At 29.9% G+C, this 13,961-nt stretch carries 11 protein-coding genes; 10 read left to right on the top strand and 1 reads right to left on the bottom strand.

Going from position 1 to position 13,961, the window contains the following annotated elements:
* Window positions 1-11: 11 nt before the first annotated feature.
* The 3 genes from CX675_RS08035 to CX675_RS08025 are packed head-to-tail and all read left to right on the top strand — an operon-like array spanning window position 12 to window position 2,827.
* Window positions 12-890, top strand: a complete 879-nt coding sequence (locus CX675_RS08035) for an ABC transporter ATP-binding protein (RefSeq protein ID WP_130734720.1) — start codon at window positions 12-14, stop codon at window positions 888-890.
* Window positions 877-2,418, top strand: coding sequence for a hypothetical protein (locus tag CX675_RS08030; protein ID WP_130734719.1), 1,542 nt, complete (start codon window positions 877-879; stop codon window positions 2,416-2,418). The genes CX675_RS08035 and CX675_RS08030 overlap by 14 nt, the downstream gene beginning before the upstream one ends.
* Window positions 2,408-2,827: a thiol-disulfide oxidoreductase DCC family protein gene (locus tag CX675_RS08025; RefSeq protein ID WP_130734718.1), complete on the top strand. Its 420-nt coding sequence runs from the start codon at window positions 2,408-2,410 to the stop codon at window positions 2,825-2,827. Before CX675_RS08030 ends, CX675_RS08025 begins: the two co-directional genes overlap by 11 nt.
* A gap of 60 nt (window positions 2,828-2,887) precedes the next feature.
* Here the strand turns inward: CX675_RS08025 and metG are convergent, their stop codons facing one another.
* Window positions 2,888-4,954 carry a methionine--tRNA ligase gene (gene metG / locus CX675_RS08020; protein WP_130734717.1) on the bottom strand — a complete coding sequence of 689 codons (2,067 nt, stop codon included), beginning with the start codon at window positions 4,952-4,954 and terminating at the stop codon, window positions 2,888-2,890.
* A 125-nt stretch (window positions 4,955-5,079) separates the two neighbouring features.
* On the opposite strand from metG, the gene CX675_RS08015 reads away from it, so the two are divergent.
* The 7 genes from CX675_RS08015 to CX675_RS19750 all read left to right on the top strand — a co-directional run.
* The gene (locus CX675_RS08015; protein WP_130734716.1) at window positions 5,080-6,045 is read left to right on the top strand and encodes an LD-carboxypeptidase; all 966 of its coding nucleotides are present in this window, start codon (window positions 5,080-5,082) and stop codon (window positions 6,043-6,045) included.
* 21 nt (window positions 6,046-6,066) lie between these two features.
* The gene (locus CX675_RS08010) at window positions 6,067-6,426 is read left to right on the top strand and encodes a YraN family protein (protein ID WP_130734715.1); all 360 of its coding nucleotides are present in this window, start codon (window positions 6,067-6,069) and stop codon (window positions 6,424-6,426) included.
* 53 nt (window positions 6,427-6,479) lie between these two features.
* Entirely contained in the window at window positions 6,480-7,145 is a 666-nt protein-coding gene (locus CX675_RS08005) for an aspartate kinase (protein WP_130734714.1), read from the top strand.
* A 106-nt stretch (window positions 7,146-7,251) separates the two neighbouring features.
* Window positions 7,252-9,864 carry a gliding motility protein gene (locus CX675_RS08000; RefSeq protein ID WP_130734713.1) on the top strand — a complete coding sequence of 871 codons (2,613 nt, stop codon included), beginning with the start codon at window positions 7,252-7,254 and terminating at the stop codon, window positions 9,862-9,864.
* A gap of 39 nt (window positions 9,865-9,903) precedes the next feature.
* Complete coding sequence (locus CX675_RS07995) at window positions 9,904-10,299, top strand: polymer-forming cytoskeletal protein (protein ID WP_130734712.1); 396 nt, start codon at window positions 9,904-9,906, stop codon at window positions 10,297-10,299.
* 311 nt (window positions 10,300-10,610) lie between these two features.
* Window positions 10,611-13,496, top strand: a complete 2,886-nt coding sequence (locus CX675_RS07990; RefSeq protein WP_165396000.1) for a TonB-dependent receptor — start codon at window positions 10,611-10,613, stop codon at window positions 13,494-13,496.
* A gap of 102 nt (window positions 13,497-13,598) precedes the next feature.
* Window positions 13,599-13,961, top strand: a 363-nt coding sequence (locus tag CX675_RS19750) for a T9SS type A sorting domain-containing protein (RefSeq protein WP_165395999.1), incomplete at its 3' end; no start/stop codon positions are given.

Genomic DNA, 13,961 nt, shown 5'->3' with positions numbered 1-13,961 from the left:
AAAGAAATACTATGGAGTTAATAATAAACAACTTAGTGAAACAATATAATTCTAAAAAATTAGGGTTAAGTGATTATTCTATTACCATAACTTCAGGAGTCTTAGGATTATTAGGACCAAATGGAGCAGGTAAATCAACTTTAATCAAAATGTTGGCCACTATTGCAAAACCTACTTCTGGAGAAATTATTTTAAATGGTTTAGATATACTTAAATTTCCAGATGAAATGCGTAAAATTTTAGGATACTTACCTCAAGATTTTGGGGTATATCCTAATCTTAATGCGTATGAATTCCTAAATTACATGGCTGCTATGAAAGGTATTGGTGGAAATGGGTTAAAAAGTAAAATCGAAAATTTGTTAGAAGCTGTAAATCTTATGGAAGTAGCTAAAAACCCATTAGGCACCTATTCTGGTGGAATGAAACAAAGAATAGGTATTGCACAAACACTTTTAAACAATCCTAAGGTCATTATTTTTGATGAACCTACCGTGGGTTTAGACCCTGAAGAACGACTTCGTTTTAGAGATTTAATTTCTGAATTGGCTCAAGAAAAAATTATAATCCTTTCTTCACATATAGTTTCCGATATCGAATCCATTGCAGATGAAGTTGCAGTAATGAAAAAAGGAAAATTGCTTGCAAAGCAAACACAAGAAGTATTAATTAAAAAAGTTGAAGGAAAAGTTTTTGAAAAAAATATAGATAAAGAAAGCATCATTCATTTTAAAAAAGAGCATACAGTAATTAGTTCGTATCGCTTTCAAGATCATTTTAGGGTACGTTATTTAGACGAAAATGCACCTAAAAATAGAATTCCAGTTTCTCCAACTTTAGAAGACACCTATTTGTTCTTAACTAAAAATCAAGAAAATGTGGCAGTTTAAAAGTATCATTACTGGAAACTTTTTGCAGTTTGTTAGAAGTTATTCTTTCTTGTTGGTTCTAGCAGTAAGTTTATATGTTTCATTTAGTTTTATTCCAGGACCAGAAGCATCTTACAAAACCATACAATTTGGAACTTATTCAGGGGCTTATAATGCTACTTGGATAGGATTAGCAACAGCAATACTTTCTAGTATTTTTCTTTCTTTTTTTGGGTTTTTTTTAATCAATGGAACAATAAAAAAAGATATTGAAACTAGAATAGGAGCCATTATTAGTGCCAGTAGTATTTCAAATTTTAAATACCTACTTACAAAAGCACTAGCTAATTTTTTGGTGTTGCTTAGTATTTTAGTAATCGTATTTTTAATGAGTATTATGCTCTTTTTTCTTTATGGAAAAGAATATACTTTTAATTTTCCAGCTTTTATATTTCCCTATGTTTATATTGCTCTTCCAAGTTTATTTTTTATTGCTTTTTTTTCATTGCTTTTGGAAGTCTTTATTCCAAAACAAAATATATTACAATATGTTATTTTTATAGGTTGTTTTTTTTATATTTTGTTTGCCAATTTTACTCAAAAGCAGAATAATTCTTTTGATGTATTTGGAATACAAGAACCATTGAAACAAGTAGAAAAACAATTTAATCCAGATACTTTACTGAAAGAAAACAAACTTACCATTGGTTTTGTTTCTGGATCTAGAGATATCACTAAAGTAATTGAAGTAAGACCTGTTGTGTTTTCTGGAGGCTATTTTTTGTCTCGATTTATTTGGATTGCAATTATTTTCATCGCATTGTTTTTTGCAGCCTTCTTTTTTCATCGATTTTCATTATCAGAGAGAGAAGCCCTTTCTGAAAAAGTGGAAGAGGAAGATACTGATTTTAAAAAGGCGACTTTTCAAATGGGTACAAATGTAGTCACTAAAAATACTTTCGGATTGCAATCGCTTATAAAAATAGAATTTGCTTTGTTAAGCAGAAAAAACACTAAAACATTGCTTAGCGCGACCATTATTTGTATGGCAATTATGTTTTTTGTTTCTATTCAAATGGCACATGAATATGTATTGCCTTTGTTATGGTTTTTACAAATTTTGGTATTATCCGATTTAGAAACAAAAGATCATACGCAACGTACTTTCTTTTTTACAGCTTCTGCATACAAACCATTGCAAAGAGTTTTTATATCACGCATTTTGGCCGCTATTTTATGGATGTTTTTAATAGCCAGTCCGTTATGGATACGGTTGTTAATTAAAGGTGAATTAAATACATTTTTATCTATTTTATTGGGGGCAGTTTTTATTGTTCTTTTAGCCGTTTTTTTAGGAATTATTACACAATCTAAAAAGCTATTTGAAATTGTCTTTTTCTTTATGGTCTACTGCAATTTAAATAGTTTGCCTATAACAGATTATTTTGGAGCACTACATCAATCTATGAATTACACAATTGGATTATTACTCTTAATTAGTTTGCTTTTTTTAATGTCTTATTTTATGAAGAAAAATTATGTTAGATAAAAAATATAAAGAAATAATAGATACATATACTCTTGTTATTTATGATGGGATGTGTGGTTTTTGTGATACATCAATTCAATTTATTTTAGAAAATAAACCGTCAAACAAATTGCGATTTGTTGCCTTTCAATCTGAAATAGGCCAACAATTGCTACACACGTTTCAAATTGAAGCCAATTTGGATTCTATTGTTTTAATTGAAAATAGAAGGTATTATAAAAAGGCAAAAGCCTTTTTGAAGATCTTAAATTATGTTAATTCACCACTAAATTATTTGAAATACTTTCGTTTTATCCCTACTGGTATTTTAAACCTTATTTATGATATAATAGCGAAAAACAGATACAAATTAATGGCTCAAAAATGCAGAATTGTATCTGAAAAAGAAAGAGCTTTTTTTTTACAATAATTATAAAAAAAGTACTCTAGTTTTTAGAGTACTTTTTTATTTATTTTAAATGAAAGTGAGTTAACTAATTAAAGCGCCATTTAAGACACCTTCTGTATCTGGGTTTACAAATACTAATTTTCCTTCTGCATTATTTGTCATTAAAATCATTCCTGCACTTTCTACACCACGTAACGCTCTTGGGGCTAAATTTGCCAAAACGGTTACTCTTCTACCTATTATTTCTTCAGGAGAAAAATGTTCTGCAATTCCAGACACAATCGTTCTTATATCAATACCTGTGTCTACTTTTAGAACTAAAAGTTTGTTTGCTTTAGGCATTTTTTCAGCTTCTAAAATCGTTCCTACACGCAAGTCTAATTTGGTAAAATCGTCAAAGGTGGCCACTTCTTTTTGAGGCTCTGCTTTTGCGTTGGCTATTTGGTTTGCTTTTTTTGAAGCTTCTAATTTATCCAACTGTTTTTGTATTTCGGCATCTTCAATTTTATCAAATAATAAGGCTGCTTTTTCTTTTTGGATAAAATGTCCTGGTTTTAATAACTCTGAGGTAAAACTTATATCATTCCAGCCAAAATTGTCATTATAGTTTAAGTACTTTTTTAATTTTTTTGAAGAAAACGGAAGAAATGGTTCAGATAAGATACTTATAGCAGTTACAATTTGTAAAGCAACATACATTTGCGTTTTTACTCTTTCAGGATTTTCTTTCACCATTTTCCATGGTTCTTCTTCTGCTAAATATTTATTTCCAAGTTTACCAATATTCATTAACTCATTTAATGCTTCTCTAAATCGATAACGTTCTATTGAACTAGCAATTACAGCAGGATAGGCTTTTAATTCTAACAAAGTTTGCTCATCAAATTCTGTAAATGAATTAGGTGTTGGAACTTCTCCTTCATAGTATTTCTGAGTTAAAACTAAAACTCTGTTTACTAAATTTCCAATATTATCAGCTAATTCATTATTGTTTCTAGCTTGAAAATTTTTCCAAGTAAAATCATTGTCTTGGCTTTCTGGAGCATTAGCTGTTAAAGCATAGCGCAATACATCTTGTTTATCTGGAAAATCTTGTAAATATTCATGCAACCAAACCGCCCAATTTTTTGAAGTTGACAATTTGTTTCCTTCTAAATTTAAAAACTCATTGGCAGGAACATTATCTGGTAAAATATAACTCCCTTCTGCTTTTAGCATCACTGGAAAAATAATGCAATGAAAAACAATATTATCTTTTCCTATAAAGTGTACTAGCTTGGTTTCTGCATCTTTCCAATACGGTTCCCAATCTTTACCTTCTCTCGCTGCCCATTCTTTAGTTGCTGAAATATATCCAATTGGAGCATCGAACCAAACATATAATTTTTTTCCTTCTGCACCTTCCACAGGAACATCTATTCCCCAATCTAAATCTCTAGTTACTGCTCTTGGTTCCAAACCACCATCAACCCAAGATTTTACCTGACCATATACATTTGGTTTCCAATCATTTTTATGACCTTCTAAAACCCATTCTCTTAAAAACGCATCGTATTCATTTAAAGGTAAAAACCAATGCTTTGTAGATTTTAAAACAGGAGTTTCACCCGTAATTGTTGATTTAGGGTTAATTAAATCAGTAGCATTCAAAGAGGAACCACAACGCTCACATTGGTCTCCATAAGCTTCTGGATTTTCACATTTGGGACAAGTTCCTGTCACAAAACGATCCGCTAAAAATTGATCTGCTTTAGCATCATATAATTGTTCGGTAGTTTGTTCAATAAACTTCCCTTCTTGATATAATTTTTTAAAGAAATCCTGAGCCGTATCATGATGAATTTGAGCAGAAGTTCTAGAATAATTATCGAAAGTAATCCCAAAATCGATAAATGATTGACGAATAATTCCATCATATTTGTCTATTACTTCTTGTGGAGTAATCCCTTCTTTTTTTGCTTTCATTGAAATCGCAACACCATGTTCATCACTTCCGCAAACAAAAGCAACATCTTTGCCTTGCAAGCGTAAATACCTTGCATAAATATCACTTGGAACATAAACTCCCGCTAAGTGGCCAATATGGATAGGCCCATTAGTATAAGGTAAAGCAGCGGTTATGGTGTATCTTTTCGGATTTTCTAACATAATTCAATTCTATATTTAAATTCTGAAAAACTTTCAGAAAAACATGCAAAAATAATTCTTTAGGAATGATTTGACGAATTTTTGTCTTTTATTTTATGTATTTTTGGGTGTAACTTTTATAATTTATGAAGTTTTGTAGTTGTATCATCTTATTATTAATCCATTTAACCATATATTCTCAAGAAATAATGAATATTCCACCTTATTTAAAAAAAGGCGACACAGTTGCTATTGTATGTACTGCCAGAAAATTTATGCCAGAAGACGCTAAACCAGCGATTCAACTTTTAGAATCTTGGGGATTGAAAACTAAATTAGGAAGAACAATAGGGTTAGATAGTTGTCAGTTAGGAGGTACAGATGTAGAACGAGCTGCTGATTTACAAGAAATGATGGATAACGATAATGTAAAAGCAATTTGGTGTGCTCGAGGAGGTTATGGTACGGTTCGTATTATTGATTTATTAGATTTTACTAAATTTTTACAGCATCCAAAATGGATTATAGGTTTTAGTGATGTTACGGTATTACATAGTCATTTAAATACGTTAGGAATAGCATCCTTACATGGTATTATGCCTTTTACGGTGCCAAATGCGCCTGAGAAAGTGAAGCAAACGCTTAAAGATGCTTTGTTTGGCACAAAATTGGACTATACAATTCCTTCAAAATCCTATGATATAAAAGGAAAAGGAGAAGGAGAATTAGTAGGTGGAAATATTTCCATTTTGTATAGTCTCTTAGGTTCAAAATCTGCGATTACTACTAAGAATAAAATTCTTTTTATAGAAGATTTGGACGAATATTTATACCATATAGATCGCATGATGTATAATTTAAAACGAAACGGTTATTTTGAACAAGCCAAAGGAATTATTGTAGGAAGCATGAGAGATATGCACGATAATGAAATTCCTTTTGGACAAAATGAAGTGCAAATTATTACAGCGATTGCTACAGAATACAATATTCCGATTGCTTTTGAATTTTGTGCTGGACATCAAAAAGATAATCGCACTTTAATGTTAGGTAGCCAAGTCTCTTTTGAAGTTAATGATACAGAAATTAAATTGAGTTTTAAAAATAAATAATCTTCTTTATCAATTATTAAAATGGCAGAACATAATGATTTAGGTAAATTAGGTGAAGAAAAAGCAATTGCATTTTTAGAAGAAAATGGATATGAAATATTAGAAACCAATTGGATGTATGACAAAGCTGAAATTGATATTATTGCACAAAAAGAAACTATTTTGGCTGTTATAGAAGTAAAAACTAGATCTAGTTTAGAATTTGGATTACCTCAAGACTTTGTTAAACCCAAAAAAATTCAATTATTAGTAAAAGCAATTAATGAATATGTTATCCTTCATGATTTAGATGTAGACATCCGTTTTGATATAATTGCGATTCATAAAGAAAATTCAAAATTTAACATTGAGCACATAGAAGAAGCTTTTTATTATTTTTAAGTTATAAATATAACATTTTGTGTTTTTTTGCTATATTTGTAAAAAAAACACTAATGAAAACCATATCCTCAGTTGTAGAACAATATATTAAGTCGAAACCATTCTTGTTAAATTCCTTATCTCAAGGAATAATTAACCTTACTTCTTTGTCTAGAGTTATGATGCCCTATTTGGAAAAAGAATTAGGAAAGGATGTAAAGCAGGGCGCTGTTGTGATGTCTTTAAAAAGACTTTCAGAAGAATTAGATTTTAAAATTAATCATAAAATTTCTCGAGTTTTAAAAAACACAGGTGAAATAACCGTTCGTTCTTCTTTAACAGATTATGCATTTACCATTTCGGAAACACTTTTAGATAATCAGGCTAAATTATTATCTGAAATCAATAAAGAATCAGATGTTTTTTACACTTCTTCACGAGGTGTAAATGAATCTAATATTATCATAAGTACTTCTGCTGCTTATTTAGTTGCTGATTTGTTAAAAACAGAAAAAATAACACATAAAATAGAGAATTTATCATCTATTACGGTGAAACTTCCGCAAGAAAATGTGTCAGTACCGGGTGTTTATTACTATATTTTCCAAAGATTAGCTTGGGAAGGAATCATTATACATGAAGTAATTTCTACTACTAATGAGTTTACAATTATTGTGAGCGACAATCAAATAGACATTGCTTTTAAAGCCATAAAAGAGTTAAAAAGTATTCAAGATTAATGTAAAAAAGCAAAGGTTTTTTTTTACATCAAAAAAAGAAATGTATTTTTACCATTCTTTATACTAAAAAGAGAAATTTGAAGTTAAAGAAATAAAGCGTTTTATCTTGAAAAACAATATACTTAAATACACCTTAACTATTGGTTTTCTTTTTTTTCTAATAGCTTGTTCTGTTAAGAAAGATAAGTTTATCAATAGAAATTTTCATGCTGTTACTACAGAATATAATATTTTGTATAATGGTAATTTGGCTTTAGAAGCTGGAAAAGCCGATTTAGTTCTAACCTATAAAGACAATTTTTGGGATATTTTACCTGTAGAACGGATGCCAGTTCAGGAAGAAGAAATGATGCCAGGAGATAAAAAAAATCCAAATTTTGAAAGAGCGGAAGAAAAAGCAGTAAAAGCTATTCAAAAACATTCCATGAATATCAAGGGTAAAGAAAAAAACCCTCAAATGGACGAAGCTTATTTATTGCTAGGAAAAGCAAGATATTATGATAATCGATTCTTACCGTCTTTAGAAGCATTAAATTATATTTTATATAAATATCCTACTAGTGATAAAATTTATCATGCAAAAGTTTGGAGAGAGAAAGTAAACATTCGACTTGAAAATGAAGAAACAGCGATAAAAAACCTTAAAAAGTTATTAGAAGACGAAAAAATAGAAGGTCAAGATGTTGCAGACGCTAACGCAATGCTTACTGAGGCTTACATGAATATTGGAGCCAATGATAGTGCCATTACTACTTTGAAAATTGCTAAAGAAATCACTAAAAATAAAGAACAAAAGGCTAGATATACCTTTATTTTAGGACAACTTTATGAAGCAATGGAATACAATGACAGCGCTTATATAGCTTTTCAAGAAGTTATAGACATGAATAGAAAATCACCAAGAAGATATGTTATTCAAGCACACGCAAAACAAGCAGCACAATTCGATTATAAAAACGGAGACACCTTATTATTCACCGAAAAATTCAATAAATTAATTGAAGATAGAGAAAACCGCCCTTATTTAGATATTTTATATCATCAAATGGGTATTTTTTATGATAAACAAGAAATCGATTCAACTGCCAAAAAATGGTACAACAAATCGATAAGAGCTGTTACGCAAGATCGTTACTTAGCTGCTTCAAATTATAGAAATATTGGCGAAATTCATTTTAATAATGCAGAATATAAATTGGCAGGTCAATATTACGACAGTACTTTAATTCAATTAGATAATCGAACAAAAGAATATCGAAAAATTAAAAAGAAAAGAGACAATTTAGAAGATGTGATTAAATATGAAACTATTGCACATGATAATGATAGTATCTTGGCTATAGTAGCAATGGGTGAAAATGAAAGAAAAAAATACTTTCAAGAACATATTAAAAAAATAAAAGTAGCCGATTCTTTAAAAGCTATAGCTGAAGCAGAAAAAGCAGAAAAAGAAGCCATAAAACAAGAAAATCTTGCTAAAACTAAAGTACAAAACAATATAAACAATAGTTTTGGAGCGTTACCGCCAGGAAACCTTCCTCCTGCAGGTAGCAAAGAAGAACAACAAAGCACATTTTATTTTTATAACCCTGTAACGGTAGCTTATGGAAAAAAAGATTTTCAAAGCAAATGGGGTAATAAGAAACTAAAAGACAATTGGAAACTTTCGACCAGTGATTCAAATACTTCTATTGCAAATAATGACGATGCTATAGCTTCAAGCAATGAAGAATATAAAGACACTTCGAATGTATTGATCCATAAACCTGAGTATGATGTTGCTTTTTATTTGTCCAAATTACCAACCAGAAAGACTGCTATTGATACATTGGCTAAAGATAGAAACTATGCTTATTATCAATTAGGGCTTATTTATAAAGAAAAATTCAAAGAATATCAATTAGCAGCTAATAGGCTAGAGCAACTGTTAAAGAATAATCCTGAAGAACGATTAATCTTACCAGCGAAATATAATTTGTATAAAATATATGAGATTAGTAACCCTAGTAAAGCAGAATCCTATAAAAATCAAATTGTTTCAGAATATCCAGATAGCAGATATGCGCAAATTCTTCTAAATCCATCATTAAATGTAGAAAATGATGAATCCAGACCAGAAGTTGTATTCAATAAACTATATAAAAGATATACCCAAAATGAGCTAAGAGAAGTTTATATTGAAGTTCAAGAAAGAATTGATCAATATATAGGAGAAGAGTCGTTACCAAAATTTGAGATGCTAAAAGCAAATGTAGTTGGTAGATTAAAAGGATTAGAGGAGTATAAAAAAGTACTTAATTATGTAGCTTTAACTTATCCAAATACAGATGAAGGAAAAGAAGCGGAAGATTTGCTTTCAAAACATATTCCTAAATTAGAAGCTATGAATTTTGTTACATCAGAAACCAGTACTTGGAAATTGGTATTTCCAAAGAGAGTTCCTGACGATCAAGAAAGTGCACAAAAATTAATAGAGAAACTGAATAAATATCTAGAAGCTAGAAGAAATGACGATTTAAAATTATCTACTGATATTTATACTATTGAAGAAGACTTTATAGTAATTCATGGTTTTATAACTGCTGAAGTAGCTCGAGCAACATGGAGCGTATTGCAAGAATATAAAGACTATAAAATAAAAGATAAAGTATATATTATTTCTACAGACGATTATAAGGTAATTCAAGTAAAGAAGAAGCTAGAAGAATGGATTAAATAAACAACTATAAATAAATAACCCCCAAAACTCTTAACGACTATGTTTGATAAAAATAAAACACCAGAAAGCAATCCTTTAGGGAAAACCAATAGAATTGTTCAAGGAACAATAATTAAAGGAGATATAGAAACTAAAGAAGATTTTAGATTAGACGGCACTTTAATTGGGAATTATACTTCTGGAGGAAAATTAGTTATTGGACCATCAGGTGAAGTACAAGGTGATATTAAGTGCAGAAATGTTGATGTTGAAGGTAAATATACAGGAAAATTAGAAGTAGATGAATTGCTAACTGTCAAATCTACTGCTAAGATTAAAGGAGATGTAATTGTAGGTAGACTTTCTGTAGAATCTGGAGCTGTTTTTGAAGCAACTTGTGCTATGAAATCACAACAAAAAGTGATAAATGAACCTCAAAAAACAGAAAAAAAATAAACAAATTTGATTTTATAAAGCCAAAAACCCCTTGTTTTAAGGGTTTTTTGGCTTTTATATATGCTTTTTTATAAAATATTTCACTAAAAGTATTTTTTTTGTATTCGATAAAAAAATGGCAATAAAAATTTCATATTCTTTTTTTATAAATTAAGTTGTTATAATGCTTTTAAAAAATTAACATTAAAAAAATATAGCTACCGATTAACAAGTATAAATATCACAACTCCTTGTTGTTTTGTTAAAAAATCCAATTTTTTTTTAATTTTTTTTATAGACAATCTTTGCACCCATTTTTAAAAATGAGTTTTATGAAAAGATTATTTTGCTATTCACTATTATTAATTTTATTATCCTCACAAGGATTTTCTCAAACAAAATTTAAAGGTATTGTTAAAGATGACAGAGAGAAACTTTCTTTATTTGGTGCAATTGTTTCAATCAAAGCAGATGGAACTACAGCAGTAGATCAAGTTTCAGTAGATTTTGACGGAACATTCGTATTAACTACAACTAAAACTTTTGGAACAGTTGAAGTTTCTATGAATGGATTTATCAGTAAAACAATTCCTTTTTATGGTAAAGGGAATGAATCTACTATAGATTTAGGAATTATATTTTTAGAAGAAAACACCGTTACGGAAAGAGATATTATTGTAACAACTTCAAGTATCGACGTAATTAAAGATAGAAAAACACCTATTTCATCTTCAACAATGAGAAATTATGAAATGCGTGAAAAAGTATCAAACAAAGATTTTATCGAATTAACAAGCCAAATGCCTGGAGTGTATACTTCAAGAGTTGGTGGTGGCTTTGGTGATACAAGAATGAATGTGAGAGGTTTTGAGCAAAACAATATTTCTCCAATGATTGATGGTATTCCTGTTTACGATTTAGAAGCAGGTATTGTAGATTGGGCAAATATCGCTTCAATGAACGATGTGGCTTCGTCTATTCAGTTACAAAGAGGACTAGGAGCATCGAAATTAGTGAATTCATCAGTTGCTGGAACATTCAACATGATTTTAAGAGATGCAAACTACGATAAAGGCGGATTTTTATATAATGCTACAGGTAATGATGGCTACAGAAAATTTGTAGGTTCTTACGCAACAGGCTTGTTAAAGAGCGGTTTTTCAGCCAATGTTTTACTAAGTTCTACCTCTGGTGATGGTTATGTTAATTCTACTAATTTTGAAGCCTATTCCTATTATTTAGCTTTAGGATATAAAAAAGGGAAACATGATTTTCAATTTAAAGTTTTTGGATCTCCACAATGGCATAACCAAAGAATGTCTAATATTAGTTTATCAAATTATATAAATAGAGGTAACGGAAGCGGAGAACCTAATTATAAATACAACCGCGATTGGGGTTATTTAAATAATGAAGCCTATGCTACCAAAGTAAATTTTGGTCATAAGCCTCTTGGGATTTTTCAATGGGATATCAATTTTACCGATAAAACACAGTTGTCTGCTAAATTATACGGTTCTAAAGGAACAAGCGGAAATACTAACTTTTCAGGAGGTATTTTAGGGTTAGGATGGTCAGATTTTGTAGATGGAAACGGGCAAGTAGATTTAAATACGATTTATAGTTTTAATTCAGGACAACCTACAAACATACCTTATTATGGTGTAAGAACACGAAGTGAAAACTATAACGGACAATTTATAAACTCTATTTGGGATGGTAATTTAGGAGGAGGTTTTGTAAGTAGAACTTCTGGAATAAGCTTACTATCAGAAGTAACTAATCAGACCTTTTATGGTGGAATTTTAAATTTGAGTACACAACTAACAAGTAATTTAAAACTAAACTATGGTATAGATGCACGTAAAACAGTATATAATAAAACGAGAATTGTAAACGATTTGTTTGGAGCTGATGCTTATGCAACAGATTATATTGATGCTCCAAACGATCCAGCGGGTATTTGGTATGCAATTAACACAAACAATACTGCTCTACCAGAGCCATTATTTGATTTTACAAAGAAAAACTTAGGAGCTAATCCTGTTGATTATAAATACGATGCTAAAATAGCGTACTTAGGTTCGTATGCACAAATAGAATATGATATTTGGAAGTTTAACCTTTTGGCGCAAGGAGGATTCAACAGACAATTTATTCAAAGAGTCGATTATACTTTAGCTAATTATGCTGAATCTAATCCTGGTTCTGGGGTATTTGATATCGATAATAATAGTAGTAATTCTACTAGCGAATTACCAATAGATGGTTATAATGCAAAATTTGGTGTGAATTTTAATATTACTGCAAAACATAATATTTGGGCAAATGCAGGATTTGTGTCTAGAGCTCCCGTATTCGTAACAGTTTATAGTGGTTTAAATAATGATATTAATCCAAATTATAAAAATGAAAAATTCAAATCAATTGAAATTGGTTATGGATTCAGATCAAGAAGTGTTAGTTTAAATATTAGTGCTTACTCATCTGACCATAAAGATGCTGAAACACCTTATTATACACCAGAATTAGGTAATTTTGGTACTACATCAGGAATTAACAGAATTAACAGAGGGATTGAATTAGACGTAACGGCAGCTCCTATTAGAAGATTAATTTTAAATGGAACGTTATCTATTGGAGAATGGAAATATAGTTCAAATGCTATTTTTCAAGATTTAAGACCAGATACAAACGGTAGTTTAGCAGAGCCATCTATCTTATTGATTGAAGATCAAAAAATAGGAGGAGCGCCTCAACTTATGGCTTCAATAGGTGTTGATTATGAATTTTTCAAAAATTTTAGATTTGGTACCAATGTGAAGTATTCAGATAGAATGTATGCTTCGCCATCACTTGAAAGGTACGATCCTAATTTTAGTGTATATAAGGAAAATGCTACATTCTTTAAAAATCCAATCTTATTACCCGATTTTACAGTTGTTGATGCATTCGCTTCTTATAGATTCAGAATTAACGTAGTAAACCATATTGATTTACGTTTAAATGTAAATAATATTTTCAATAGAAAATATATTTCTGAATCTAATTCAAGTTATGAAGTTGATAGTCCAGACCCAACTACTTTTGATAGTAATACTCTAACTGGACCAACTTTTAGAGAGAATGGGAATGTTTACAAAGGTTTAGCTGGAGGAAATAATGCTTTCTTTGGATTAGGAAGAACGTGGAATTTTACGGTTCGATACGAATTTTAAAATTAAAATATTCTATGAAGCAATTAAAAGCAGTCAAAGAACGACTTTTTTAATTGTTTATATAGTAAAATATCATTGTAAATCATTAACAAACAAATATTTATGAAACAAACAGTTTTTTATTGGTTGCTATTTATTTCTTATTTAGGATTTAGCCAAACTTATGAGAATAGAATTTCTTTTAGTTATGACAATGCTGGAAATCAAGTGAGAAGGGAGTTGAGTTTTTTTATTCCAAGACCTATTGGAGAAGAAGAGCCCTCATCTAAAAATAGTTCTGAAATTAAAGAGGATGAATTATTAAAATTTTTTCCTGAGGATATCATTTCTTATTATCCAAACCCTGTTGAAGAAGAACTATTTCTAAAATGGGAATTGATTGATAACAATCAAGTAAAAAAAATTGAAGTTTATTCTTTTTCTGGGCAACTGATGAAAGTAATCTCTACTTTAGAAAAGCAGACT

Origin of the sequence: Flavobacterium sp. J27 (assembly GCF_004303025.1) — a bacterium.
GTDB lineage: Bacteria > Bacteroidota > Bacteroidia > Flavobacteriales > Flavobacteriaceae > Flavobacterium.
The sequence above is the reverse complement of the archived record's forward strand: the minus strand, read 5'-3'. Positions and strand labels throughout refer to the sequence as shown.

What these genes read in the sequence shown, in the direction of transcription:
- CX675_RS08015 (WP_130734716.1), top strand. Translation starts at nt 5,080, where the DNA reads ATGAAGTTTTGTAGTTGTATCATCTTATTATTAATCCATTTAACCATA.
- CX675_RS08035 (WP_130734720.1), top strand. Translation starts at nt 12, where the DNA reads ATGGAGTTAATAATAAACAACTTAGTGAAACAATATAATTCTAAAAAA.
- CX675_RS08025 (WP_130734718.1), top strand. Translation starts at nt 2,408, where the DNA reads ATGTTAGATAAAAAATATAAAGAAATAATAGATACATATACTCTTGTT.
- metG (WP_130734717.1), bottom strand. Translation starts at nt 4,954, where the DNA reads ATGTTAGAAAATCCGAAAAGATACACCATAACCGCTGCTTTACCTTAT.
- CX675_RS07990 (WP_165396000.1), top strand. Translation starts at nt 10,611, where the DNA reads ATGAAAAGATTATTTTGCTATTCACTATTATTAATTTTATTATCCTCA.
- CX675_RS08010 (WP_130734715.1), top strand. Translation starts at nt 6,067, where the DNA reads ATGGCAGAACATAATGATTTAGGTAAATTAGGTGAAGAAAAAGCAATT.
- CX675_RS08005 (WP_130734714.1), top strand. Translation starts at nt 6,480, where the DNA reads ATGAAAACCATATCCTCAGTTGTAGAACAATATATTAAGTCGAAACCA.
- CX675_RS08030 (WP_130734719.1), top strand. Translation starts at nt 877, where the DNA reads ATGTGGCAGTTTAAAAGTATCATTACTGGAAACTTTTTGCAGTTTGTT.
- CX675_RS07995 (WP_130734712.1), top strand. Translation starts at nt 9,904, where the DNA reads ATGTTTGATAAAAATAAAACACCAGAAAGCAATCCTTTAGGGAAAACC.